Annotated in this window: 24 protein-coding genes; 14 read left to right on the top strand and 10 right to left on the bottom strand. The window is 46.5% G+C overall.

Annotated features, from left to right (window positions below):
- Positions 1 to 37: 37 nt before the first annotated feature.
- Positions 38 to 694: a cupin domain-containing protein gene (locus tag OH455_RS05220; RefSeq protein ID WP_045977130.1), complete on the bottom strand. Its 657-nt coding sequence runs from the start codon at positions 692 to 694 to the stop codon at positions 38 to 40.
- Between the two features lie 25 nt (positions 695 to 719).
- Positions 720 to 1487: an SDR family NAD(P)-dependent oxidoreductase gene (locus OH455_RS05215; protein WP_269980599.1), complete on the bottom strand. Its 768-nt coding sequence runs from the start codon at positions 1485 to 1487 to the stop codon at positions 720 to 722.
- Positions 1488 to 1591: 104 nt separating this feature from the next.
- On the opposite strand from OH455_RS05215, the gene OH455_RS05210 reads away from it, so the two are divergent.
- Positions 1592 to 1933, top strand: a complete 342-nt coding sequence (locus tag OH455_RS05210) for a winged helix-turn-helix transcriptional regulator (RefSeq protein ID WP_019277418.1) — start codon at positions 1592 to 1594, stop codon at positions 1931 to 1933.
- Between the two features lie 27 nt (positions 1934 to 1960).
- Here OH455_RS05210 and OH455_RS05205 read toward each other — a convergent pair whose 3' ends face one another.
- From OH455_RS05205 to OH455_RS05195, 3 genes are all read right to left on the bottom strand, one after another.
- A complete protein-coding gene (locus tag OH455_RS05205) occupies positions 1961 to 3208 on the bottom strand; it encodes a leucine-rich repeat-containing protein kinase family protein (RefSeq protein WP_269980598.1) in 1248 nt (415 codons plus the stop codon).
- A 115-nt stretch (positions 3209 to 3323) separates the two neighbouring features.
- A complete protein-coding gene (locus tag OH455_RS05200; RefSeq protein WP_269980597.1) occupies positions 3324 to 3695 on the bottom strand; it encodes a hypothetical protein in 372 nt (123 codons plus the stop codon).
- Positions 3692 to 4009, bottom strand: a complete 318-nt coding sequence (locus OH455_RS05195) for a monooxygenase (RefSeq protein ID WP_269980596.1) — start codon at positions 4007 to 4009, stop codon at positions 3692 to 3694. Before OH455_RS05195 ends, OH455_RS05200 begins: the two co-directional genes overlap by 4 nt.
- A gap of 119 nt (positions 4010 to 4128) precedes the next feature.
- Between OH455_RS05195 and OH455_RS05190 the strand changes: the two genes are divergently transcribed.
- Together OH455_RS05190 and OH455_RS05185 are read left to right on the top strand one after the other, a co-directional pair.
- Positions 4129 to 5040 (top strand): LysR family transcriptional regulator, encoded by a 912-nt coding sequence (locus tag OH455_RS05190; RefSeq protein WP_269980595.1) that lies wholly within the window; start codon positions 4129 to 4131, stop codon positions 5038 to 5040.
- Positions 5041 to 5117: 77 nt separating this feature from the next.
- Positions 5118 to 5735, top strand: a complete 618-nt coding sequence (locus OH455_RS05185; protein WP_269980594.1) for an NUDIX hydrolase — start codon at positions 5118 to 5120, stop codon at positions 5733 to 5735.
- Positions 5736 to 5819: 84 nt separating this feature from the next.
- Here OH455_RS05185 and OH455_RS05180 read toward each other — a convergent pair whose 3' ends face one another.
- Positions 5820 to 6917: a substrate-binding domain-containing protein gene (locus OH455_RS05180; RefSeq protein ID WP_269980593.1), complete on the bottom strand. Its 1098-nt coding sequence runs from the start codon at positions 6915 to 6917 to the stop codon at positions 5820 to 5822.
- A gap of 83 nt (positions 6918 to 7000) precedes the next feature.
- Here OH455_RS05180 and OH455_RS05175 point away from each other — a divergent pair, with 83 nt between their 5' ends.
- Together OH455_RS05175 and OH455_RS05170 are read left to right on the top strand one after the other, a co-directional pair.
- Positions 7001 to 8119 carry a substrate-binding domain-containing protein gene (locus OH455_RS05175; RefSeq protein WP_269980592.1) on the top strand — a complete coding sequence of 373 codons (1119 nt, stop codon included), beginning with the start codon at positions 7001 to 7003 and terminating at the stop codon, positions 8117 to 8119.
- Positions 8116 to 10587 carry a putative bifunctional diguanylate cyclase/phosphodiesterase gene (locus OH455_RS05170; protein WP_269980591.1) on the top strand — a complete coding sequence of 824 codons (2472 nt, stop codon included), beginning with the start codon at positions 8116 to 8118 and terminating at the stop codon, positions 10585 to 10587. Before OH455_RS05175 ends, OH455_RS05170 begins: the two co-directional genes overlap by 4 nt.
- 62 nt (positions 10588 to 10649) lie before the next feature.
- Here OH455_RS05170 and OH455_RS05165 read toward each other — a convergent pair whose 3' ends face one another.
- Entirely contained in the window at positions 10650 to 11549 is a 900-nt protein-coding gene (locus tag OH455_RS05165; RefSeq protein WP_269980590.1) for a DMT family transporter, read from the bottom strand.
- 118 nt (positions 11550 to 11667) lie between these two features.
- On the opposite strand from OH455_RS05165, the gene OH455_RS05160 reads away from it, so the two are divergent.
- The 5 genes from OH455_RS05160 (at position 11668) to OH455_RS05140 (ending at position 14894) form a co-directional block, all read left to right on the top strand.
- Positions 11668 to 12150 (top strand): MarR family winged helix-turn-helix transcriptional regulator, encoded by a 483-nt coding sequence (locus OH455_RS05160; protein WP_045977122.1) that lies wholly within the window; start codon positions 11668 to 11670, stop codon positions 12148 to 12150.
- A gap of 457 nt (positions 12151 to 12607) precedes the next feature.
- Positions 12608 to 13111: an Hcp family type VI secretion system effector gene (locus OH455_RS05155; RefSeq protein ID WP_206369553.1), complete on the top strand. Its 504-nt coding sequence runs from the start codon at positions 12608 to 12610 to the stop codon at positions 13109 to 13111.
- Positions 13108 to 13896, top strand: coding sequence for a DUF4225 domain-containing protein (locus tag OH455_RS05150; protein ID WP_269980589.1), 789 nt, complete (start codon positions 13108 to 13110; stop codon positions 13894 to 13896). Before OH455_RS05155 ends, OH455_RS05150 begins: the two co-directional genes overlap by 4 nt.
- Before the next feature lie 346 nt (positions 13897 to 14242).
- The gene (locus OH455_RS05145) at positions 14243 to 14377 is read left to right on the top strand and encodes a hypothetical protein (RefSeq protein ID WP_269980588.1); all 135 of its coding nucleotides are present in this window, start codon (positions 14243 to 14245) and stop codon (positions 14375 to 14377) included.
- A 346-nt stretch (positions 14378 to 14723) separates the two neighbouring features.
- The gene (locus OH455_RS05140; RefSeq protein WP_269980587.1) at positions 14724 to 14894 is read left to right on the top strand and encodes a hypothetical protein; all 171 of its coding nucleotides are present in this window, start codon (positions 14724 to 14726) and stop codon (positions 14892 to 14894) included.
- Between the two features lie 422 nt (positions 14895 to 15316).
- Here the strand turns inward: OH455_RS05140 and OH455_RS05135 are convergent, their stop codons facing one another.
- Positions 15317 to 15754, bottom strand: a complete 438-nt coding sequence (locus OH455_RS05135; RefSeq protein ID WP_045977117.1) for a GlcG/HbpS family heme-binding protein — start codon at positions 15752 to 15754, stop codon at positions 15317 to 15319.
- A gap of 20 nt (positions 15755 to 15774) precedes the next feature.
- Positions 15775 to 17403 (bottom strand): malate synthase A, encoded by a 1629-nt coding sequence (gene aceB, locus OH455_RS05130; protein ID WP_269980586.1) that lies wholly within the window; start codon positions 17401 to 17403, stop codon positions 15775 to 15777.
- Positions 17404 to 17714: 311 nt separating this feature from the next.
- Here aceB and gcl point away from each other — a divergent pair, with 311 nt between their 5' ends.
- The 4 genes from gcl (at position 17715) to OH455_RS05110 (ending at position 22164) form a co-directional block, all read left to right on the top strand.
- Positions 17715 to 19484 carry a glyoxylate carboligase gene (gene gcl / locus OH455_RS05125; protein WP_269980585.1) on the top strand — a complete coding sequence of 590 codons (1770 nt, stop codon included), beginning with the start codon at positions 17715 to 17717 and terminating at the stop codon, positions 19482 to 19484.
- Positions 19485 to 19545: 61 nt separating this feature from the next.
- Entirely contained in the window at positions 19546 to 20322 is a 777-nt protein-coding gene (gene hyi, locus OH455_RS05120) for a hydroxypyruvate isomerase (protein WP_269980584.1), read from the top strand.
- Positions 20323 to 20350: 28 nt separating this feature from the next.
- Complete coding sequence (locus OH455_RS05115; protein WP_045977113.1) at positions 20351 to 21247, top strand: 2-hydroxy-3-oxopropionate reductase; 897 nt, start codon at positions 20351 to 20353, stop codon at positions 21245 to 21247.
- A gap of 302 nt (positions 21248 to 21549) precedes the next feature.
- The gene (locus tag OH455_RS05110; protein ID WP_045977112.1) at positions 21550 to 22164 is read left to right on the top strand and encodes a TetR/AcrR family transcriptional regulator; all 615 of its coding nucleotides are present in this window, start codon (positions 21550 to 21552) and stop codon (positions 22162 to 22164) included.
- A 190-nt stretch (positions 22165 to 22354) separates the two neighbouring features.
- Here the strand turns inward: OH455_RS05110 and OH455_RS05105 are convergent, their stop codons facing one another.
- Complete coding sequence (locus tag OH455_RS05105) at positions 22355 to 23395, bottom strand: hypothetical protein (protein ID WP_269980583.1); 1041 nt, start codon at positions 23393 to 23395, stop codon at positions 22355 to 22357.
- Positions 23396 to 23826 lie beyond the last annotated feature (431 nt).

The raw sequence follows: 23826 nt of genomic DNA, 5'->3' as shown, positions 1-23826 counted from the left end.
CATCTAGGTTAACCAGATGGCCATGTTATCGAATCATTTAGCGCAATAAGGGCAAGTGCCCTGTTTTGACCAAAATGATTGTTTCCTGCTCAACAAAAGGAAAATGCTCGCTCATATGTGGGCTACGTAACCAGCTCCCTTTTGGGTAGCGGCCATGTTCGTCGGCGAACTCTCCTGATAGGACAAAGATCTCTTCACCGCCAAAATGTCGATGCGGCTGAAACCTTTCTCCCGCTGGCCATTTCACCAAAGCGACGTGTTCATGTTCGAACTCATGCAATGGCATCACTTCAAGGCCGCCAATTCCAGGTAACCAAGCTTGCGTGTGGGTGTTCACCCTGATGCTCGCGCTATCTCTCTCATCAAACTGATTCAGTTTCACCAAGATGGTACAGCCTTGATCGCTGAAAGGAGCGTGTTGACTGCCGGGTGGGTTACGCAGATAGCTACCTGCGGGGTAGTCCCCCTGTTCATCGGAGAAGATACCCTCCAAGACGAATATTTCTTCTCCCATTGGATGTGGATGCGTGTTGAAACGAGAGCCCGCATCGTAGCGGACGACACTGGTTGTATGGCCGGATTCTGCGTCTTCTCGCTCTAGCGGTTTGCGCCAAACGCCTTTGGCTGGGCTAGCAACCCAAGGCATCGACTCAGTATCAATGACGACGCGCTGGGCAAAGTTCATATTGAGCATCAGTTACTCCTTAGGTTGATATGCATTAGTTACGGCCAGCGATCACGCCGCCATCCACGTCCCAGATAGCTCCTGTCACCCAGCTCGCCTGATCCGAGAGCAAAAAGCTGATGCTGTTCGCCACATCCGTCGCGGTTCCGACTCGACCTATCGGGTGAAAATCGTTAAAGCTTTCCAAAGCCTGATCGACGTCTTTAGGGTCAATAAACGCTTCATAGATGGGCGTTTTTACCACGGCTGGCGAGACAGCGTTGACTCGAATATTGTAATCAGCCAACTCCATCGCCAAGTGCTGAGTCAGTGCATGCAGACCCGCTTTAGCCATCGAGTAAGCTGAAGAAGGTGTGGCTTTAATCGCTTGTTTCGCCCACATGGAACCAATATTGACAATACTACCACGGTTGGCCTGAATCATGTTTTGCGCAACGGCCTGCGTGATTTGAAATATCGCCTTATTAAGCTGGTGGTAGCGATCATAATCCTGTTCAGTATGGTCAATGAAGGCTTTGGGGTTAAAGTAACCCGCGGCATTGACTAAATAGCTGATGGTTTGCTGGGAATCTTGGATTTCCTGTACAAGTTGCGAGACAGAGTCAGCATTATACAAATCTGTCTGATGCGTTTTTACCATGCCCAACTCACCAAGCTCGCTAGCCGCCTGTGCGAGCTTGTCGGCACTTCTGCCTACTAGCGTGACTGGGACTTGATTTTGTAGCAGTAGCTTGGCGGTTTCAAAACCCATGCCGCTCGAACCACCGACGATGAGTGCGGTACCGTGATTACTGTATGTCATTTTTCTTTCTCCTGATTGATTGTGACGTGCTAATATTAGGAGCAATGTAAATCACTGAATAGTAAGTACAAATCAGTAGGGTAGGTACTTTTTGGTCCATCTTTATGAATAACAAAGAAAAACTTTTTACGAGAAAAACTGCCCCCCAAAGCAGCGCGCGAATGGTGGAAGCAATCTATGGCTGCAAATGGTCGTTAACTGTCTATCAATTGCTCGCTGCAGGGGTTAATCGACCGGGAGAAATGGTGCGCAATGTTGAGGGGCTATCGACAAAGGTGTTGAATCAGTGTCTGAAGCGCAATGTGGAGTTTGGAATACTCGATAAAGTGATTTATAACGAGTTGCCACCGAGAGTGGAGTATCAGGTGACAGAGTTCGGAGAGAAATTCTTAGCCATTCTAGAACAGTTGGAAGCTTTACAAGACGAAATCGATCAAATCGGGTGAGTCGTATCAACTCACCCCATCTATTGATTAGCCCGCCAAACGCATCATGTTACTTAAGCGTTGGTAACTAGTGCTGCCTATGTCGTTATGATCGCAAACTGACAGCAAGTCCTCAATAAAGTGGCTCAAAGCTCTGGCCTCAACGCGGCGTACACCTTGCTGCTGAGCATCAGTCAGATAGTCGTACACTGAAGCGGCGCCGAAATCGCCGAATATCATCTCACCTTGTCGATTGATCAACACGTTGTGGGCATACAAATCACCATGGCAGACTTTGCTATCATGCAGGTGGCTGAAAACGTTGAGCATTTGATCAACGATGTATTCGATCTTTTCGACACTAAGGGTAAATTCTGGTTTGAATACATCACGCGTGCAGGTATCCAGAGTCGGCGGTAATCCCAAATTAAAATAATCCGATGGGATCAACTCCATGACCAGCGCAAGGTGATCATCTTCGTTCACCTGTGCAATCGATTTGACTAGATTCGTGTGTAGTCCTGCCTGCAGGCAAGCTTGCAACTCATCTTGCGGGTAGCCGTCGCTGGTTACTTCGCCTTTAAATACTTTTACCGCGACTTCTGCAGGGAAATCAAAATCCCTATCGAGCCAGTCTGCGTGTGAGATTATCCCAGAAGCACCTTGGCCAAGCACGTGATTGATTGAATAGCTGGCCGATGAGATCTGAGGGACACTTTCGTTATGCGACAGACGCTCACAGAATGGGTTGCCCGCAAACGCCATCCAAGCCAGCTTTGGCAGCTCAAGCAAGACTTGAGGAAACACATCGAGTTGGTTGGCTGACAGCCTGACTAGCTCTAGATTAAACAAATTTTTAAAGCTCTTTGGTAGAGCCGTGATCTGGTTACCCGCTAACGCCAGTTTTTGCAGTCGTGGTCTGTGGCCCAAAGATTCTGGTAGCTGCTTTATCTGGTTATCGGTCAGAATCAGCCAGCGGAGTTGTTCTGGTAAAGATTCTTCCGCCACACGGACAATTTGATTGCTCTTAAAGCCAACCATTTCTAACCGTTCACATTGGCCGAGCACCAAAGGAAGACGGGTAAAGCGGTTATTGGAAGCAAAAACAATCTTGAGTTGGGTAAGCTCGGTCAGCCATTCCGGCAGTTCGCACAGTAGATTGTTGGACACATCGAGGATCTCTAAGCTGTCAGATAACGTTAAGATCTCTCGTGGTAACTCAGTTAATTGCTCAGAAAGCTGAAGGCGTTGAATGCCTGCCAGCTGGCCATTTCTTAGTTGTTCTACTGTGTGCAAACTTGTCTGCCTATCAATGTTTGGGGATGAAAAAGAGCGCGTATTCTACGCAGTAAATGGATGAAAGGCGAGACAAGAACGATGCGCCTAATCATGAGAGGCGCTCGTTACTACGTTATTGCTGGGTGAGCTGCCGATAGCTCAGTATGGTCAGCAGAGTGAAAAACGCCGGGTCACTCCAGCCACAACCGACGAAAATGCCGACAAATCCTGCGTAGCCGGTAATCACTACGCCAAGCAGGTTAGTCACCACCAGAGCTTTGAACAGCTGGCGCATAGTATCTTTGTGTTCAATGTGGCGCAGAAACAAACTGACAGCGGCCATCCCGCCCAAAAAGATGCTGGTATGTTGAGATAAGAAGTAGGCGTATCGATCATTGATTTCTACGCCATACATCGGCCACATCACATGGGGCAGAAAAAACAGAGCGATAGCAAAGGCGGTATAAATACCGCCATGTAGGGTTAGGAAGGTTTTGTTGTTCATTGTGCTGCGTGCTGATTTACAGGGCCTTGGTTAATGGCTGTCAGTGGTTGGTTGATGTCGAAGATAATGCCGCGTACTTCTGCGACCCCCATCTGTTTTAAGCGTGCAGCGTGCATCTCAAGATAGCGTTGAGCGCTGGTTTCATCTTCAAACAGGTATATTCCACCGCCGAGCTTTTTAGCTTCACTCTCAGTCCAGATTTTCCAGATCATGCCCGGTTCTTGATTGATTGACTCAGCTAGCTTTATCAACGCCTGAGACATTTCTTCTCCCATCGGACCGTGGTATTCAAAATCGACTTGCAATAGTTTCATGATGGTTTCTCCGTAAGTGGTGTTTGGTTGCTGTTAGGATGATTGTTACCTATAAAAAATAAACAGAAAAGTTCATAATATTGCGTGTAAATGTCTAAAAAACTGACAGGTTGAAAGCGGTGAGATTAAAAAGCACGTTAGAGCAGTGGGTCACGCTTCGTGAGATAGAAAGAGCTGGTAGCATTCAGGCCGCCGCGGTCGTGCTCAATAAGAGCCACACGACCTTAATTTACTCGGTCAAAAAGCTGGAAGAGCAACTCAGTGTTCAGCTTGTTGAAGTAAAAGGTAAGCGAGCAACATTGACTGAGCATGGCCAGTCTCTGCTGCGTAGAGCAAATAGCATGCTGGATCAGGCAAAAGAACTTGAGGAGCTTAGCCAGCAGATGGCAGCTGGCGTTGAGTCTGAAATAATTGTTGCAATGGATCACTTGTGCGATCCGTCTTTGCTCTATCGTCCAATGGCATATTACCTCAGGCAAAACAGCGCGACTTCGATTCAGGTTGTGGAAACGTCACTATCGAAAACATCTGACATGGTCACTAGTGCGCAGGCTGATATTGCCATCATCACCCTGCCAGTGACCAACTATCCGGCACAGGCGTTTTCGCTGACCAGTATGGTTCCTGTTGTGTCGACCGAACACCCGCTTGCTCAGCAAACAAGCTTAACCATGGCCGATTTTGCGACGCATTGTCAGATCGTTATTCGCGATCTTGGCGCGTCTCAAACCAATGAGCAGGCGCAAAATGTCGGCTGGCTGAAATCCAACCAGAGAATTACTGTTGATAACTTTGACCACGCCTTTCGGGCGGTAGAGCAGGGTGTGGGTTTTTGCCGTTTGCCGACTCACATTATTGCCAAGCGAAATCAAGGACAGTTGCAGGTACTTAATGTGGAGGAGAGTGACTGTTATCAGGTCCCGCTTCATCTTACTCTACCCAAAGGGGCCAAAACCGGCCCAGTAGCGCGGTGTTTCTATGAGTTATTGCGCAATGGAGCTTGCTCAGAATCTGGTGAAAAAAGTCAGTAGTGAGACGATAAGTGAATCATTGCACAGTGAATGGGTTACTATGGGCGCTAAGTTTGGATTTTTGCAGGGAATCGTGAATGCAACCGTGGTTAGATTGGGCTAAACAAATTAAAGCCATCGCACAGGCTGGTGAAACGTATGGTAGAGATAAGTACGATCTGGAGCGCTACCGTCAGTTAGATGAGATTGCCCATCAAATGTTTGCTCATTTGAGTGGTAGCCCAGTTGAGCAGGTACAGAAACTGTTTATTCCGGAATCAGGTTACCCAACACCAAAAATAGACCTACGCGCTGCTGTGATCAAGGATGGAAAAATACTCTTAGTCAGAGAAAGAGAAGATGATTGCTGGACGCTACCCGGAGGTTGGGGTGATGTGTGTGAAACACCGAAAGCAGGTGTTGTGCGTGAAGTATTGGAAGAGTCTGGTTATGTGGTGAATAATCCTCGGCTGGTGGCGGTGAAAGATCGTGCAGTGCATGACTATCAGCCAGAGTTTCCGTTTCATATCTATAAGATGTTCTTTCTGTGTGATTTTGTATCTGGTGAAGCCACGACTAATATCGAGATTTCTGAAATTGAATTTTTTGCACCGGATGAGCTTCCTCAACTGTCCCAAGGGCGTGTTTTGGTCGAAGACATTGAAATGATGTTTGATTATCTGGCCAACCCAGATAAGCCTATTTACGTTGACTAATCGTTGAGAATTGATGTTTACAGTGTAAACCTCAATGCGATGACAACGTCATGCATTGAGGTTTGTTGGACTATAGAGACTTGGCTAGTTACTGACTCCTGAATAACGAAAGGCTTCATGAGTCAGTTTATCGAGCTCTGTATTCTCCATTTCATTGTGTACCACGCTGATGCGACCAAGGTAGATTAGTGGAATTTCATCGGCTCGATTTTCCAAATGAAATTTTATCGCTTCTGCGGTCGCTACACCAAGGTCGTCACTCATGCGCATCGGAGTGGCATCAAGTTCGTCAGAGCGTATCTTTTCTATTTCCTTTGCCGTACCACCCCAACCAGTGACATAGATGTCAGAGAGCTTCCCTGCTTCAGCTAGGGCATCAATGGCGCCCATTGTCATCGCTGTGTTTGCATTATGGATCATAGTAACTTCAGGGAAGTTATCCAGTACCAGTTTGACACCATCAGCGCCGCCCAGTTTCTGGTATTGGCCGAAGTGCTCGTAGGCTGTGAACCAGTCACCTTTTTCTCTTACACAATCTATAAACCCTTGAGAACGCTGGGTATCTGTAATACCAGGAATACCTCGGTTAGCAGCAAAATCGACCTCGTTGCCTAGATGTTTGACAACATGTTGACACAATACTTCTGCCCCCATAGCGCTGGAAAAGTCAAACCATGCATCGGGTTGGTGCTGCCACTGTGAATCTGGAGTATGAAACGCCCAAATAAAGGTTTTGAAATCGTTAGAGGCGGACAACTTCTGGATGTTTCCTGATTGCAGACTAAGCTCTGACGGTCCAAAAATAACAAAATCGTAAGGCTTCTCAGCGTTTAACACCTGTTGGGTATATTGAGTTTGCAATGAGTGTTCGATTTGTTTTGAGGTATATTGAACGACTTTAAAAGGGACTTCGAGATCCTTAAGGCGTTCGACTAGTGCAGTATAGTTGCGTACCCAGAAATCAGAGATATCGGCACTTGGGTAAATTAAGGCGATTTTTATTGATTTCTCGGCTGCAGTTTTAGTGACAGGAACTGCAGCGCCGCTCACTGTCTTTTGAAACGTTTCCAACTTCTTTTGATCTTTTTGGGTTTGGGAAGTGTCGGAACTAAAAGCAAAAGATGAAACGCATAAAGTGCCAGTCAGTGCGGCTGTTAGCACTTTATTGATGTGAAATCGCATACTTGTTACCAAATGTTTTGATTGTGTATTAACATTATTATAAATATATAAAAATTATGAGTTAAAGATTTTTTATACTAAGTATGCATAAATTCTTGAGTGTGGCGAGCCTATTGCTCACCACCGTTTGTAGCTTGCCATTATTTGCTAGTTCGACTGACATCGATTTTTTCACCTATGCCAAAGAGAAAGTAGCGCTCGCGATAGCCAGCGATCAGGCGTGGGATGGTCCGAAAATAGGCCCTAAAATTGTTCGTGAAAGAAACATTATTTTCGTTGCTTCAGACCTTCGTAATGGCGGTGTATATGGAGTGGCGAGAGGTATGTCTGAAGCGATATCTCACCTTGATTGGCACTTAAGATTTATTGACGGCCTTGGCTCAGAAGTTCGCCAGGGCGCGGCGATAAGAAAGGCGATTGGTTTTGAACCCGATGCGATTGTGTTAGGTGGGATTGATGCACACCGACATAAGCGTATCCTCAAGCTGGCTGAAAGTTTAGGTATTACGGTTATCGGTTGGCATGCCACGGAGCTCGCTGGGGGCAACGCTGATATTGGCTTGTTCACTAACATCACCACAGATCCATTGGCTGTTGCAGAAGTGGCCGCTTTGCTGGCGATTGTGGATTCTAATCGCCATGTTAATGCGTTGGTATTTACTGATCCGAACTACAAGATTGCAACGATTAAGTCGGATGCTATGGTTGCGGCCATTGAGCGCTGTGCAACCTGTAAGGTGTTAGAACTTAAAGCGTTACCCTTGGATAAGATTGCTCAACAAATGCCTGCTATTCTCGATCAATTGTGGGAAAAACATGGTGATGAGATCACTCACATACTGGCTATCAATGATTTATATATCGATTATGCGATTCCTTCTTTGGAGTCGATTTTAGAAGACAATAAACCGGTGCCTCAGAACATTTCTGCTGGCGATGGCAGCAAAGCCGCCTACAAACGTATCGATAGCGACACCTTTCAGCTGGCTACTGTACCTGAGCCCCTTTACTTACAGGGGTGGCAAATCATTGATGAGCTTAATCGAGCTTTTCATAACATGCCGCCTAGCGGCTACTCCGCGCCTGTGCACCTTGTGACACCTGACAATGTTGCAGAGTTAATCAGCCCAAAAGATAGCGGGATATATGACCCACAAAATGGCTATCGCGAAGCGTATCTCAGCATATGGAAGCCGCAATGAAATTCAGCCCTATTAACCTAACTCAGCGCCTGATCATTGCTAACTTGTTCTCTTTGTTGATCGTTAGTTTCGCGGTATTTATGGTCATTCGCTCACTTCATTCTGTCGAGTCGACCCTAAAAACGGAAACTACGTCACATGTGTCCGATCTTATCGTCAATTCAGAGATCAGTCGGCGCGTTTTTGCGCTCACCTCTAGAGTAAAACTGCTTGAACAGACATTTCTCTTCAGTGAAACCACCTTGTCAGAAGAAGCATTTAATGTCGATTTCCAGTTGCAGAGGTTACGCGACCTCTCGACCAACCAAGCGTTCTCGTTGAGGATAGATGCGTTTATCGAAAGCTTTCATCGATTTCTTGGCAGTTCGCTAGCGCTAAACCGCATACTTAAGCAAACTCATGAGATCGATGAAACCTTAGCGGATCAGCTGGATAAACTAGAACTAGCGATTGCTGACAGCAAGCTTCGCCACATTAATGAGCCTGACTTTATGCGTTACAACAATGAGTTAGACTTAGTCAACATGCTGAGAGAAGCGTTTCTTTCTGCAGGTAAAATGGTCGGTGATATTCACAGCAGAATTACTCCTGAAACAGAAAAAGTGCTGTTGATCGAGGTCGAAAAAGAGCTTGATATCTTCCTACTTCATCTGGAAAACGTCGACATTAAAACAGAAGCTGTGGTGCTAGAAAAGCAGCGTATCCATCGTACGGTCAAGCGCTATAACTCGGCTTTGAGACGTATCCGCGCTAACCTAGAGCAGCGTTGGATAGTGATGGCATCGCTGGTGGACGCACAAACTCAGCTACTGAACATGGTGGAGAATACCGAAGCGCGCGTACTCAATCAGGCGCTTGAGTTAACTAAAAAGCTGGAAAAAGATATCGAAGCATCGCGGCTCAATGCGGTGACGATGAGCTTTGCTGCTGTGCTGCTATCTGTGCTGCTGGTGAGTCACGTGGTACGTCGTCATATCCGAAAACCACTTGATGATTTAAAAGACGGCTTTGATCGTCTTGAGTCCGACTCGATTAAAAAGCCCATCGATCTAGGACGCCAAGACGAATGGGGACACATAGAAAGCGCCTACAACAACATGGCCTCACGCCTGTCAGATGCTTACTTAGAACTGCATGATGAGAAAAAGAACTTCGACTTTCTCGCACACCATGACCCTTTGACTGGTCTGGCTAATCGCCTGCTCGCGACGAAAAAGCTCAAACGTGAAATTGCACAGAGTACCAAAAATGGCGAGTCGTTTGTTTTGCTTTATCTTGATACCGATGAGTTCAAAACTATCAATGATTCCTTAGGTCATGCATCTGGGGACAACCTATTGGTTAACATGTCGGAAATTCTGATGAAGATAATTGGAGATTCAGGGTTTGTAGCACGCATGGGCGGTGATGAGTTCATGATTGTTATCTCTAACGCCAGCCTTAAAGATGGTGAATTACTCGCAGAGCGAATCAACAAGGCATTGCGCAAACCTTATTACATCGAAGACAACTTGATTTTTGTTTCTACCAGCATTGGTGTATGTGAATTCCCACTTCATGGTAAGGATGGTGAAACTCTAGTTCGTAATGCGGATACGGCTATGTATCATGCCAAGCGATGTGGCCGCGATCAGTACAAAGTCTACGCTGATAAGATGACCCATGAAGTGACGGACTTAGTTGAGACCAATATCGGTCTTCGCCAAGCGATAGCCAACGATGAGCTGGTGGTGTATTTCCAGCCCAAGGTGGATTTGGATTCAAACACCATTGTTGGGGCCGAGGCTCTGGTTCGCTGGAATCATCCTAAATTGGGGATGATTCCACCAGCTGAATTTCTGGAAGTGGCTGAGAAAACGGATTTAATCACTGAAATTGACACATGGGTATTCAGAAAAGTCGCGAATTCGATCACCCAATGGCAACGTGATGGCATTGAATTACAAGGCTTGTTGTTCTCTATTAACTTTTCAGCGCGGATGTTCTATCGAACGGATTTAGCTCAGCAGTTGCAACAGATATTAGATAACACCGACTGCCAGCCGCATCAGCTGTTACTGGAAATCACTGAGCGCGATATGATGCGTGACTTTGAAACCTGCGTTCGAACCATTGCGACTTTACGTGAGAAAGGCTACAAGATTGCCATTGATGATTTTGGCACTGGCTACTCATCACTATCGGTACTCAAAAATCTATCAGCAGATTGCATCAAGCTTGACCGGAGCTTTATCGAGGATGTGAATTCCTCAAAAGTTGACTACGAGATCACCCGAGCGGTACTTAAATTGGCGCAGATTCTTGAATTTTCGGTGATTGCAGAAGGAGTCGAAACTGAATCTCACGTTGCAACTCTGCGGCATATTGGTTGCCGATTTGCGCAAGGATACTACTTTGCCAAACCTCTACCGGTTGAAGAGTGGATTCACTATCTTGCTGAAACTGAGCAGCCAGTCATTGTTTCCTGACATGTGCAGTCAATCAAAAAGGGCCACATCAAAAGTGGCCCTTTGCAATAGGTCGAATGGACTTAGCTTGATTGACACCGCGCTGGTGACGGTTTGTTTTGTCTCAGTGCCAGTATTGCCTGTGGTAGAAGAGACATCACGATCATACCGCTCATTAGGCTGTATTGGAGTGGGGTAAAAGATTCACCCAGCAGCACCAGTCCCGTTACGATACCTGCAATTGGGTTGGCAATGCCGCCAAAGGTAAAGTCCACCACAGTCATGCGTTGCAAAAGCCACACGTACATGCCGTAACCCAATGCGGTGTTGAGACCGACGACCCACAATAAACCTAAGCCATTACTAAGCGAGAAATTCACTAGTGCGTTGCTGTATTGCGCTGGGTCCACGACCGCTTGAAAGCCTGCCGCGATAGACAGAATCGCGCCGCCGAGAATCAGCTGCCACGTCAGCACTGTCCACCAGTGCATGCGGTTGCCCAATGACTTGGTCAGGGAGCTACCTGCAACGATACACATGATGGCAGCGAGCATCGCCCCCAAACCAATCGGATTGAGGCTAATGGAGCTTGGAGAGAACAGTATCCAAGCCAGACCAACTAGGGCCGCACCACAGACAGCCTGAATCGGGCTAGGGCGAGTTTTGTTCACTACCCAGTTGTACACCATGGCAAACACGGGGACAGACACCATACCCACACCGGAAATGGCCGATGGCAAGGTCAATGCCATAACAAAAATCAGTCCGAAGAAGGTCGCAATGTTAATCAGTCCAAGACTGAAGAGAATTTGCCAGTCTCCTTTTTTTGGCAGAGACGGCTTAATCATCAGTAACAAGAGCCCGGCAGGAAGTGCGCGAATCGCTCCCAGCAGTAGGGGAGGCCAATCAGTCAAGCTATATTGTGTTACTGCGTATGTTGTACCCCAGAAGAAAGCGGGGATCATCGCCAGTAATATATTCATAATTTTTATCTTTACATTAAGATATTTTGCGTGAATGTACGCCTAAAAGTTCTGTTTGTAAAGTATCTTTATGTTAAGATACTTCGATACGTCATTTTCTTAGTGGAGAAACCAGTTCATGGACGCTATAGATAGAGTGGTCGAACAATGGGCAAAGGAAAAGCCCGAATTAGATACTGAACCCATGGCCATCATGGGCAGGCTGCTCAGAATTGCCAAACATATGGAAACGGAAGTCACGCAATTGCACAAGCGCTATGACTTAAAGCTGGGTGAGTTTGATGTCCTGGCCACATTACGGCGCAGTGGTTCACCATTTCGCCTAACCCCTTCTGAATTAATCGATTCTATGATGCTCACTTCTGGTGCGATGACAAATCGTCTTGATAAGTTGGAATCCAAAAGCCTCATTGCGCGTGAGCACAGTAAACAAGACCGTCGCAGTGTCACCGTGCAACTGACAGATGAAGGATTTACCTTGATTGATAAAATCATTGAAGAGCATGCTCAAGTTCAGCAGAAACTAGTAAAAGGCATGAACTCAAACCAGAAGCGTCAGATTAATCAAATCCTCAAAGGTTGGCAGACTCAGTTCGAATAACCTCCTATCGCAACCCGATGGGTGTTCATCGGGTTAATCTTAGCCAGTTTTACTTACCACGACTCTCTCAGACGACCTAGGCCATGGATGATGCTGCTATCCTCTTCGCACCTGCGATGCTCGAGATGAGGAAAGGCCAACTTGCCTTCAGTTACTCGCGCTTTGAGCCGTGCGTGCATGATATCAAGAATGACACGTGGCGCATATTTTCCTCGAATTGGTGTAATTTCAATCTTTTTTTTGATTGGGCATCACATACCGAAAGATATTAATTTCGTCACCGCTGGGCTCTATCTGTCGATATACCAGTCAATAGCGGCATTAAATCTAGCTTTTCAGTACAAAATACTGTCACTGATTAAGGTTTGGTTGTTTTTTGACCGTTTTTAGGGTCGATATGCAATAGTGCGATTTTTGACCAGGTTTGGTACGTTTATTTTTTTATCGGAGGTATAACATGTCAACAAGAGCTTTTCTTTCAATAGAGAGTGTCGACAACGGATGTCTGTCTCATGCTTGTAATACCCCCCTATCTATGGGGAACAGCTACCAATCTGGTCATGAAGATCAGATCACCGTTTTGTCTTTCTCTCATTCCATCGATTACGATAACAAGGCTATTCATCACCCGATTCAAATAGTGAAAAAGATAGATAAGGCCAGTCCAATTCTCGCTCAGGCTTGTTCTGATGGCGATGAACTAAAATGTTGCTTAAATTTCTACCGTCCAAGCTCTAAAGGTGGCAGCGAACTGTTTTACGAAGTTAAGCTGACAGGGGCGCTGATACGTTCTTTATCGACACATATGCCGCATGTTATTGATTTCAACGACAACGAAATGAATGAAACCATGCTGATCTCGTACCGAGACATCAGTTGGAGGCATATAGGAGCAAATACTGGAGCTTTTTCCTCATGGCTTCAAGCATTCTCAGACGTTAGGGATAAGGACGAACGATGAGCCCAAGTCGAGGTCAAATCGGCGAAGATGAGGTGAAAATGATTGTCCGTGGGCTGCTTCAACAAGCCAACACGTACAGTCTGACGCACTTGTCTGACCCAACCATTCAGCATGAGTTCCGAGAGCAGTATCGTTTACTTGGAAAATGTCTATTGCGAGACTACGAGAATGGTATTTTAGTTGGAGAGAGGGTTGTCCGACTAGTCAGACGAGAACGTCAAAGCCTGATTGATCAAGCCTTGGAGCTAGGTGTGTATGGTCTAGGTCTAGTGGCGGGGATTGGGCAACTGTCGGTCGGTTATGGGGGGTGTGTTACCAGCTCGATTTTCTCTATTGCGGGGGCATCTTGGTGTAGTACGGTAGGCATGCCAATGATGGCGCATGGTGGTAACAATATTTATGAAAACTCACACAATATTGCAGGAAATGTAATTCAAAACTGGAAAGGGGAGTTCACTGGCAGCTATAGAAATCGGAATAGCATGTTGCGCAAACAATATCACAAGGCTGCATCATCTCTCGGCTTCAGTAAACGAGAGGGTGACGCTGCTTATGCCGTGGTTGATCTCGCTTCAAGCGGATATGGCCTTGTTTCTAAAAAGCGAGTCGTTCAAAAATGGACCAATATGCCAGACTCTGAACAACTTTTGTTATTTCGATACTTTAAACGAGATTACGCTAAAGGGTGGCGTTCGATGTCTAAATCAGCTCTGGGTTTTGAAGGTATTGGTAACGCTGTGACCGCTAAATCTGCGATAAGTCCCTATCTTGAAGGGGATGAATAATGTCTATTTGGCTGTACGTATTTGTCAGTTTATTCGGTGTGATTATTTGCCACTATCTCTCTGAACTGTATCTGCGCAAAGATAAAGTGATTTTCTTTATTGTTTATTTTTTTGTTTTTGTTAACTTTTTTAGTCAACACTACTCTTTAACATTTGACAAAGCCTTCCTTAATAGCTGGTTATTTTTATTCGAGACAGGCAACTCTACCTTTACGGATTTGTACCGCTATATTGCATTGGTGTTCGTGATAGTTATGCTCCTGACAACACCTCCCTCTAGGCTGACTTTTTTAAATCGTTTCTTAAACAAGGGCAGACGCTAGTTTGTTAATCTATGGCGATGTTAATGTTTGTCAGACGACCTAGATCATGGATGATGCTTCTATCCTCTATGGTCGCGATGATGAAAGTAACTGGTTGTGATAATAAGGCTAGCCATTCTCTGATGCTGGCCCGCGTTTACACCAATGGTGAACAATAATGTCTATTTGGCTGTACATATTTGTCAGTTTATTCGGTGTGATTATTTGCCACTATCTCTCTGAACTGTATCTGCGCAAAGATAAAGTGATGTTATTTATTATCTATCTTTTTGTTTTTGGCCAATTCGGTAGTCAACACTACTCCTTAATCTTCTATAAAACCTTTGTAAGAAACTGGTTATTCATATTCGAGACAGATAACTCTGCCTTTACGGATTTGTATAGCTATATTGCATTGGTGTTTATGATAGTGACGGTTTGTACATTGCCACCCTCTAGGCTGACTTTTTTAAATCGTTTCTTAAACAAGGGCAGACGCTAGTTTGTTAATCTATGGCGATGTTAATGTTTGTCAGACGACCTAGGTCATGGATAGATGCTTCTATCCTCTTCGTACCTGCGATGGTCAAGATGTTGAAAGAACGAGCTACCTTCAGTGACTACTTAACTGGTTGCGATAATAAGGCTAGCCATTCTCTGATGCTGGCCCGCGTTTACACCAATGGTGAACAATAATGTCTATTTGGCTGTACGTATTTGTCAGTTTATTCGGTGTGATTATTTGCCACTATCTCTCTGAACTGTATCTGCGCAAAGATAAAGTGATTTTATTTATTGTCTATTTTCTTGTTTTTGTTGAATTCGGTAGTCAACACTATTCCTTAACTTTCGACAAAACCTTTGTAAGAAACTGGTTATTCATATTCGAGACAGATAACTCTGCCTTTACGGATTTGTACCGCTATATTGCATTGGTGTTTATGATAGTTACGGTTTGTACATTGCCACCCTCTAGGCTGACTTTTTTAAATCGTTTCTTAAACAAGGGCAGACGCTAGTTTGTTATGTTGTTTCGTTGGCAGTGATGGGGTGGTATCGTGGTTGACCGTTAAGAGTGATAACAAAACAAGCGGCCGGAGCCGCTTTTTTATCAAGAGTTATACCGCGTTCTCGTCACAGAACAGGTCGGCGTGAGTGATACCACGCAAGGCGCAGCTTTCGTCGAGGTCAGAGATATCGCCACTGACACCCACTGCGCCAAGGAGGTTTTGCTCCGCGTCACGGATCAGTAAGCCACCCGGAACAGGGACCATATTACCGTGCGCCAGAACGTTTACAGCGGAGATAAACGCGGGGCGGTTGTCTGCGTCTTGAGCGAGCTTTCTGGAAGAGCAGCCGAGCGCGAGCGCTCCCCAAGCTTTGGCGATTGCGATGTCTGGCCGCATCATGCTACTGCCATCTTGTCGTTGCAACGTAATCAGCTTGCCGCCGCTGTCGAGTACAGCGACCGTCAGAGGAGCGCTGTGGCTCTTTTGTCCAGCCTGAAATGTACCGTCAATAACGGCTAGTGCTTGTTCTAGAGTTAAACTTCCCATGTTATCTCCTGATTTTCTGTTTACGCGGCTCCTTGCAGAAGCTCGTAGCTCGGTAAGGTCAGGAAGGTGGCGAACACTTCTGCGGTAGACAACTGATAGAAAAGGTCAGCAGTTTGCTCAAAGCGGCCTGCCGCATAGCGAGCCTCACCCACTTCCTGTTTGATAGTGTCGAGTTCCTGATACAACCACGTGTGGAATAATTGTTTGTTGAAGGTCTGGCCGTCATCCAGCTTGACGCCGTGATGAATCCACTGCCAGATGTTTGCGCGTGAGATTTCGGCGGTTGCGGCGTCTTCCATCAGGCCATAGATAGGCACACAACCTGAACCCTGAATCCATGCCTCAATGTAGTACAGGGCAATGCGAATGTTCTTGCGCACACCCGCTTCGTCACGCGAGCCTTGACACGGTTTAAGCAGCAGGTCTGCGCTGATCTCGTGCGTAGGGCTAACAAAATCAAGCTGATTAACTTTGCCTGCAAGATTTTTATCAAACACAGACATCGCCAAGCCGACCAAAGCAGGGTGAGCCACCCAAGTGCCATCGTGACCATTGCGCGATTCGCGTTCTTTATCTTCAATCACTTTGGCGGTAACGCGTTCCATCTCCTGCGGGTCTTTGGTTGGAATAAAGGCCGACATGCCGCCCATGGCTAACGCCCCACGCTGGTGGCAGGTTCTGACTAATAACTGGCTGTAAGCATTGAGGAATTCTTTGTCCATACCGACCACATGACGATCCGGCAGGATGCGATCTGGATGGTTTTTCAACGTTTTGATGTAACTGAAAATGTAATCCCAGCGGCCACAGTTCATCGCCACAATATGATCGCGCATGGCATAGAGCATTTCTTCCATCTGGAACACAGCAGGCAGGGTTTCGATCAGTACCGTCGCGCGGATCGTGCCACGAGCCACGCCGAAGTGATCTTCGGTGAAAGTAAATACGTCCTCCCACCATGCTGCTTCTTCCATGCTTTCAAGTTTAGGGATGTAGTAGTAAACGCCCAGCCCTTGTTGCGCTCGGGTCAGGTAGTTGTGATAGAAGTACAAAGCGAAATCCATTAGACAGCCTGGAATCGCTTGCTGATTGAATTGGATTGATTGCTCTGGCAGGTGCAGGCCGCGTGGACGAGCGATCAGTAGGGCAGGGTTGGCATTCAGCTTATATTGCTTATTTTTTTTATCGTCAAAGTAGCTGATGGTGCCTGCGTTGGCGTCTCTGAGATTGATTTGTCCTTCGACCATGTTTTCCCATGTTGGAGAAGAAGCATCTTCAAAGCAGCACATAAAGACTTTTGCGCCGGAATTCAGAGCGTTGATGACCATTTTCCTATCAACTGGGCCGGTAATTTCTACGCGGCGATCCAATAGCTCTGGTGGTGGTGGGGCCACTTTCCACGATGTGTCATCACGAATCGCTTGCGTGTCGGTTCTGAAATCTGGCAATGCGCCTGCATCGTATTGCTTTTGCTGTTCCTCGCGTGCTTGCAGTAAAGCGTTACGACGGGCGCCAAATCTGTGTATCAATACGGTCAGAAAAGAAAGGGCTTCATCTGACAGGATCTCCTTATAGCCTGGTTTGTCTGTATGACCGACAACCTCCAGACAGGCAGTGTCTTCTCTTTCGGCTGGATCGTTCAAATTCATTGTTCGTCTCCTTTAAACAATATTGATCGATTTTGTGTACAAAATGTCTTTGCATGAATACTTATATGAGAAAATTTGTAAACAATCAAAGAGTATTTAACATTTATTTTTCATTTGCATGTTTGATAAATTATTTTTACGTAAAGATATTTTATATAAAGTAATGATTTCTTGGTCTTATAGGGTTAGCAATCACTTAGGGTAAATATTCTATGTTGAAAAAATATCGCAATAGGGGTTGCTATATTTAGAAACTCTCACATAGTATTCAAAGTGAGTTGAAATTGTATACAATTTAAATGGAGGTTCGTATGGCAAGGATGAAGGCAATCGAAGCAGCGGTAGAAGTATTGAAAAAGGAAGGCGTCGACATTGCCTTCGGCGTTCCAGGCGCTGCCATCAACCCTATGTACGCGGCAATGAAAAAGCTTGGCGGTATTGATCATGTGTTAGCACGACATGTAGAAGGTGCCTCGCACATGGCGGAGGGCTACACCCGTACTGGTCAAGACAATATTGGTGTCTGTATCGGTACATCTGGCCCAGCTGGGACAGATATGATCACTGGGTTGTATTCAGCGTCGGCGGATTCCATCCCCATCTTATGTATTACGGGGCAGGCGCCAAGAGCTCGACTGCACAAAGAAGATTTTCAGGCCGTGGATATTGAATCCATTGCTAAACCCGTCACCAAATGGGCGACGATGGTTCTTGAGCCCGCTCAGGTGCCGCGAGCGTTCCAGCAGGCATTCCACTTAATGCGCTCTGGCCGTCCAGGCCCGGTTCTTATCGACCTGCCACTGGATGTTCAGTTAACGGAAATTGAATTCGACATCGACACCTATCAGCCGCTAGCAGCGTATCAGCCCAAAGCGACACGTGCACAGATTGAGAAAGCGATGGCGATGATGTGTGAGTCTGAAAACCCAGTCATTGTTTCTGGAGGTGGTGTCATTAACGCTGGTGCGGAAGAGTTACTGCAACAGTTCGCGGAAATGACTGGCGTGCCAGTAATCCCGACCTTGATGGGCTGGGGTGCCATTGCGGATGATCACGAACTGATGGCCGGTATGGTCGGGCTACAGACCGCGCACCGTTACGGCAATGCGACTATGCTGGAATCGGACTTTGTGTTCGGCATTGGTAACCGCTGGGCCAACCGTCACACTGGTTCACTGGATGTCTACACCAAGGGCCGCACGTTTGTCCACGTCGATATTGAGCCCACTCAAATTGGTCGCGTGTTTTGTCCGGATCTTGGTATTGTTTCTGACGCCAAAGCAGCGCTGGAATTGCTGGTTGAAGTCGCTCGTGAGTGGCGTGACGCAGGTAAATTGCCTAACCGTGGCGCTTGGGTGGCGCAATGTCAGCAGCGGAAATCGAGCATGCTGCGTAAGACGCACTACACTGACGCGCCAATCAAACCAATGCGTGTTTATGAAGAGATGAACAAAGCCTTTGGCCGCGATACGTGTTATGTCAGCACTATTGGTCTGTCTCAGATTGCAGCGGCGCAGTTCCTTCACGTTTACAAACCACGTCACTGGATCAACTGTGGTCAAGCAGGGCCGCTTGGCTGGACAATACCAGCCGCGCTAGGCGTACGCGCTGCGGATCCAAACCGCAACATCGTGGCAATTTCAGGAGACTACGATTTCCAGTTCATGATGGAAGAATTGGCAGTAGGCGCTCAATTCAACCTGCCATACATCCACGTATTGGTGAACAACGCCTATCTAGGATTGATTCGTCAGGCACAGCGCCAGTTCGATATCGACTATTGTGTTCAGTTGGCGTTTGAAAACCAAAACGCGCCGGAGCTGGATGGCTACGGTGTAGACCACGTGAAAGTGGTTGAAGGCTTAGGCTGTAAGGCGATTCGTGTCACAGACCCAGAGCAAATGCAGGCCGCGTTTGCGCAGGCGAAAGAGTTGATGACCAAACACAAAGTACCGGTTGTGGTAGAAGTGATTCTTGAGCCTGTGACCAACATTGCTATGGGTGTCGAGATTGATGCCATCAACGAGTTCGAACCTTTGGCAGACAACATTGATGACGCACCCACTGCGCTCGCCAATTAATCATCCGTTTATCACAAAATACTGAAGCAGCTTAAAAGGGCTGCAAGAAAAGGACATCGCTATGGCAAAGTTTGCTGCAAATTTATCCATGTTATTTACCGAGGTTGATTTCCTTGAGCGTTTTGACGCTGCTGCTCAAGCTGGATTCAGCGGTGTGGAATACCTCTTTCCTTACGCCTTTGATGCTGAGCAAATCAAACAGAAACTGGAGCAAAACAACCTGACACAGGTGTTGTTCAATCTACCAGCGGGGGATTGGGATGCTGGTGATCGCGGCATTGCGTGTGACCCATCACGTATCGAAGAGTTTCAGTCTGGTGTGGCATTAGCCATCCAGTACGCCAAGGTGTTAGGTAATACGCAGGTCAACTGTTTGGCGGGGATTCTCCCTGCCGGTGTCAGCCAACAGGATGCGCATGCAGCCTTTGTCATTAACCTCAGATATGCCGCTCAGGTGTTACAGGAAGCGGGGCTTCGACTAGTGATTGAAGCGATTAACACTCGTGATATTCCGGGCTTTTTCCTCAACACCACTGAGCAGGCCAAAGCCGTGATCAAAGAAGTAGGCAGTGACAACCTATTCATTCAGTACGACATCTATCACATGCAGATCATGGAAGGAGATATAGCGCAAACCATGAGTGACAACATCGGCCAGATCGCCCACGTGCAGCTGGCAGACAACCCAGGCCGTCATGAACCGGGAACGGGAGAGATTCACTACCCGTTTGTCCTCAAACATCTGGATCAACTGGGCTACCAAGGCTGGGTGGGCTGTGAATACAAGCCAAAAACCACCACAACTGAAGGCTTAGATTGGCTAAACCTCTACCGCTAAGCGCGGTTAACGTTATGGAGAACAACGAATGAAAATTGCATTTATTGGTACAGGTATCATGGGTAAGCCAATGGCGATCAACCTGCAAAAAGCGGGCTACGATATTGTGCTGACCGATCATTTTAATCAGCCACCGGTTGAGATCGTAGAAGCGGGTGCTCTGGTTTGTCATTCCCCAGCAGCGGCAACGCGTCTGGCTGACGTGATTATTCTGATGTTGCCCAACACACCACAGGTAGAAGATGTACTATTCGGCGACAACGGTGTTGAAGCGGGCCTCAACAAAAGTGCCGCAGCTGGCAAATTGGTTATCGACATGAGTTCGATTTCACCCATCGCCACCAAGGCTATTGCAGCACGTGTCAATGAAAGTGGTGCGCAATATCTCGATGCCCCAGTATCAGGTGGTGAAGTGGGGGCTATTAATGCGTCGCTGAGCATTATGGTTGGTGGTGAGCAAGCGGCGTTTGATAAAGCGCGTCCACTGTTTGAGGTGATGGGTAAAAACATTACGCTAGTGGGTGAAAATGGCGCGGGTCAGACGTGTAAAGTCGCTAACCAAATCATTGTTGCGTTGAACATTGAAGCGGTATCTGAAGCGTTAGTATTTGCGTCAAAAGCGGGCGCCGATCCAGCGCGTGTACGTCAGGCACTGCTTGGCGGATTTGCTAACTCAAAGATTCTTGAAGTGCACGGTGAGCGCATGGTGGAAGGCACATTCGACCCAGGGTTTAAGATTACTCTGCACCAGAAAGATCTCGACCTTGCACTGTCTGGCGCTAAAGCGTTGGATGTCGCATTGCCCAACACCGCCAATGCTCAGCAGCTGTTTGAAGATTGTGCGGCAATGGGCGGTCAGAACTGGGATCACTCTGCGCTGATTAAAGCGATCGAGAAACGCTCAGGCCACTCAATAAGGGACTAATTCCTGTCGGGACGATGTGGATTCTTCTCCCGTATCCTTCTATGGGGTAGCGGCCCAACTGATTCTCGCATGGCTTGAATCTGTAGTCGCTGTCCCTAAATGACTCATTACTAAACCGCGTCGTTTTTCGTCTCCTTTTACACGCGTTCCCGTCGTAACACAGCAGGTTGGAGTTGTCCCTTCCTCGGGCTCCACATTGCAGGCTTCTGGTGTGCTTACTTCGGGATTTTTTAGCCTCATCACTTTGTCTCTCTTAACATATTGTTTAGTATGTTGTTACACCAGATGTATAGGGAATAACAATGTCTCGTATCAGGCAGAAAAATCAGGGATTGATTATCGATGTCGCGAGTGAACAATTTGCCAGCCATGGCTACGCAGCGACAAAGATGGCGGATATTGCAAAAGCCGCGGATATCCCTAAACCCAATGTGTTCTACTACTTCAGCAGCAAAGACAAGCTCTACTATGCCGTACTCCAGACGGTGACTCAGCCGTTGCTGGAAGCCTCTCGCCCGATTGAAGAACTCGACGACCCAGTCGAAGCCTTAACTCAATACATTGAAGCTAAGCTGCGCATTTCACGCGACCACCCACACGCGTCCAAGGTGTTTGCTAATGAAGTGATGTCCGGTGCTAAGGCGCTGCCACAAGATATCGGGCAGGAGCTATTTAAGCAGTCACAGATGATTTTGGATAAGTTCGCGACTTGGAGTGAACAAGGGCTGATGGATAAAGTCCCTGCCCACCACCTAATGTTCACCATCTGGGCGGCGACGCAGACTTACGCTGATTTTAGCTGGCAGATCGGTACCGTTATGCAGAAAGATAGCCTAGATAATGACGATTACCAACAAGCCGCTGAATTTATCACCCAGTTAGTGATCAAAGGTTGTGGAGTAAAGGGTAAAGCGTAAGCAACATCTTTTGCGAATGGGCCGCTGAAGTTGTTTGCTGTGGTTGTCTTTACTTCTAGGTTGGTGTGACCCAATGACGAACTCATGCTGCTTGTTAGAGCAGCTAAAAAAATGCGTAACCCACTGATGGTTACGCATTACCTGTTACTTTGGAGGTTAGGACCGCTTTAGCGCCCAACCATCATTGGTATCATAAAAAGTATTTTAACGGAGCAATCTCTTTAAACACCATTTTGTATAAGCGGCCGCTTCTTTTTGGTTTCATACCCATTGCTTTCATTGCAGGACACTGATCTAGATATTCATCAGACAGTTCGAGCATGTCATCCCGATACTCTGGCTTTACATTCAGTCCGAAATAGCGCTCATAAATATCGAGGAGTAGGCCGTAACCGGTTCCTCTTTCGTCTCCCTGCAAACTCCACGCCGCTTCTAGAACTTCGATCAGCTCTTTAGACGCTTCACTTTGCTTCCACTTCTTTGCATGCTCATATTTTTTTATCACCTTATGAGTGTGGAGGATCAGAGGAGGGATTTTAAGCTTTCCTGCGAGATAAAAATTCCCGTTGGTGTTCAGTAGGTGTTCCAAATATTTCGGGGTGACGCCTCGAGGATCTGAGCCGAAACACGTTTTTCCATAGATGGCAACAGAGGCACCCTCATAGGCGGCGACAGCGAGCTGTGAACAAAACATGTTAGGGATTGTATTGCTGGTACCATAAACGAAATCGACAATTTCTTCGATAAACTGATTGGTCGTTGACTTAAATTCTCTTTCTTTGAACAAAGATTTTTTGGCTCCATCCATATCATAATAACCATTATGAATGGTCCTACCTTTGGGTCTGGTGTCGACCTCGATTCGACATAACGCCTTGGATACCGCCACCGCTCCTTTAGCCAATTCTTTGTTTTTACATTTAAATACAATCGCTGGGTTATTTTCTATTTCATGAACCTCATGCACTTCTGCACAAGCCTCAGCGACCGTGTCATTTTCCAAACCAATGGCGGCATGCTCAGACGATGATGAACCTCTTAGTTTTATGCCAAATTTCTCGTCCGCTGATTTTTTATGAAGAAGTTTTTGTCCCCATGTAATTCCGAGTTCGATTTTACCAAATGCCCACCCGGGAAAGACTTTAAATATCAGTACGTCTCCGGGTTCTACTTCAACCTCGTCCAGTTTGTTGTATTGTTTTAGACTCGCAATCGCATCATTTTTATACATTGGTTCCTCTCCCCCAATTGTTGTCGCGTCTTCGTGTTTATACCATCTTAAAAGTGCCGTGTTTTGTTGTTTACTTGTAGCCAGTTAAATATGCACTGTTGGATGCAGATAGTGCGTTAGCGTGCTGTGTCATACAGCTCATGAGCTTCTAAATACGCGATTGCGAACAAGACAAGATGTGTACAAGTCTGGACCAGTCAATCCGATTTCATAGCTTCTAGTTGAATGTAGCTCAATAGTGAGATCAATATAAGTATTTTGTGAATGAAATTTGAACCTAGAATATGAGCTTGTTTACTTAAAAGTAGACATTGCATCGATGATTAAGGTAGGCAAAGGTACGCAGCATAAGTGGATGAGGAATAAGTGAATTTGTCTCACTGTTTGCCAGTGACATAAGAGGTATTATCGACGGTGCGCTTCCGCTTTTC

This window comes from Vibrio sp. T11.5 (assembly GCF_027587155.1).
GTDB classification, from domain to species: domain Bacteria; phylum Pseudomonadota; class Gammaproteobacteria; order Enterobacterales; family Vibrionaceae; genus Vibrio; species Vibrio neptunius.
This window is presented reverse-complemented; position numbering and strand designations above follow the sequence as displayed.

What these genes read in the sequence shown, in the direction of transcription:
- OH455_RS05200 (WP_269980597.1), bottom strand. Translation starts at nt 3,695, where the DNA reads ATGAACAACAAAACCTTCCTAACCCTACATGGCGGTATTTATACCGCC.
- OH455_RS05185 (WP_269980594.1), top strand. Translation starts at nt 5,118, where the DNA reads ATGCAACCGTGGTTAGATTGGGCTAAACAAATTAAAGCCATCGCACAG.
- OH455_RS05155 (WP_206369553.1), top strand. Translation starts at nt 12,608, where the DNA reads ATGTCAACAAGAGCTTTTCTTTCAATAGAGAGTGTCGACAACGGATGT.
- hyi (WP_269980584.1), top strand. Translation starts at nt 19,546, where the DNA reads ATGGCAAAGTTTGCTGCAAATTTATCCATGTTATTTACCGAGGTTGAT.
- aceB (WP_269980586.1), bottom strand. Translation starts at nt 17,403, where the DNA reads ATGAATTTGAACGATCCAGCCGAAAGAGAAGACACTGCCTGTCTGGAG.
- OH455_RS05170 (WP_269980591.1), top strand. Translation starts at nt 8,116, where the DNA reads ATGAAATTCAGCCCTATTAACCTAACTCAGCGCCTGATCATTGCTAAC.
- OH455_RS05180 (WP_269980593.1), bottom strand. Translation starts at nt 6,917, where the DNA reads ATGCGATTTCACATCAATAAAGTGCTAACAGCCGCACTGACTGGCACT.
- OH455_RS05115 (WP_045977113.1), top strand. Translation starts at nt 20,351, where the DNA reads ATGAAAATTGCATTTATTGGTACAGGTATCATGGGTAAGCCAATGGCG.
- OH455_RS05110 (WP_045977112.1), top strand. Translation starts at nt 21,550, where the DNA reads ATGTCTCGTATCAGGCAGAAAAATCAGGGATTGATTATCGATGTCGCG.
- OH455_RS05105 (WP_269980583.1), bottom strand. Translation starts at nt 23,395, where the DNA reads ATGTATAAAAATGATGCGATTGCGAGTCTAAAACAATACAACAAACTG.
- OH455_RS05215 (WP_269980599.1), bottom strand. Translation starts at nt 1,487, where the DNA reads ATGACATACAGTAATCACGGTACCGCACTCATCGTCGGTGGTTCGAGC.
- OH455_RS05160 (WP_045977122.1), top strand. Translation starts at nt 11,668, where the DNA reads ATGGACGCTATAGATAGAGTGGTCGAACAATGGGCAAAGGAAAAGCCC.
- OH455_RS05150 (WP_269980589.1), top strand. Translation starts at nt 13,108, where the DNA reads ATGAGCCCAAGTCGAGGTCAAATCGGCGAAGATGAGGTGAAAATGATT.
- OH455_RS05165 (WP_269980590.1), bottom strand. Translation starts at nt 11,549, where the DNA reads ATGAATATATTACTGGCGATGATCCCCGCTTTCTTCTGGGGTACAACA.
- OH455_RS05135 (WP_045977117.1), bottom strand. Translation starts at nt 15,754, where the DNA reads ATGGGAAGTTTAACTCTAGAACAAGCACTAGCCGTTATTGACGGTACA.
- OH455_RS05210 (WP_019277418.1), top strand. Translation starts at nt 1,592, where the DNA reads ATGAATAACAAAGAAAAACTTTTTACGAGAAAAACTGCCCCCCAAAGC.
- OH455_RS05195 (WP_269980596.1), bottom strand. Translation starts at nt 4,009, where the DNA reads ATGAAACTATTGCAAGTCGATTTTGAATACCACGGTCCGATGGGAGAA.
- gcl (WP_269980585.1), top strand. Translation starts at nt 17,715, where the DNA reads ATGGCAAGGATGAAGGCAATCGAAGCAGCGGTAGAAGTATTGAAAAAG.
- OH455_RS05145 (WP_269980588.1), top strand. Translation starts at nt 14,243, where the DNA reads ATGTTTGTCAGACGACCTAGATCATGGATGATGCTTCTATCCTCTATG.
- OH455_RS05220 (WP_045977130.1), bottom strand. Translation starts at nt 694, where the DNA reads ATGCTCAATATGAACTTTGCCCAGCGCGTCGTCATTGATACTGAGTCG.
- OH455_RS05140 (WP_269980587.1), top strand. Translation starts at nt 14,724, where the DNA reads ATGTTTGTCAGACGACCTAGGTCATGGATAGATGCTTCTATCCTCTTC.
- OH455_RS05175 (WP_269980592.1), top strand. Translation starts at nt 7,001, where the DNA reads ATGCATAAATTCTTGAGTGTGGCGAGCCTATTGCTCACCACCGTTTGT.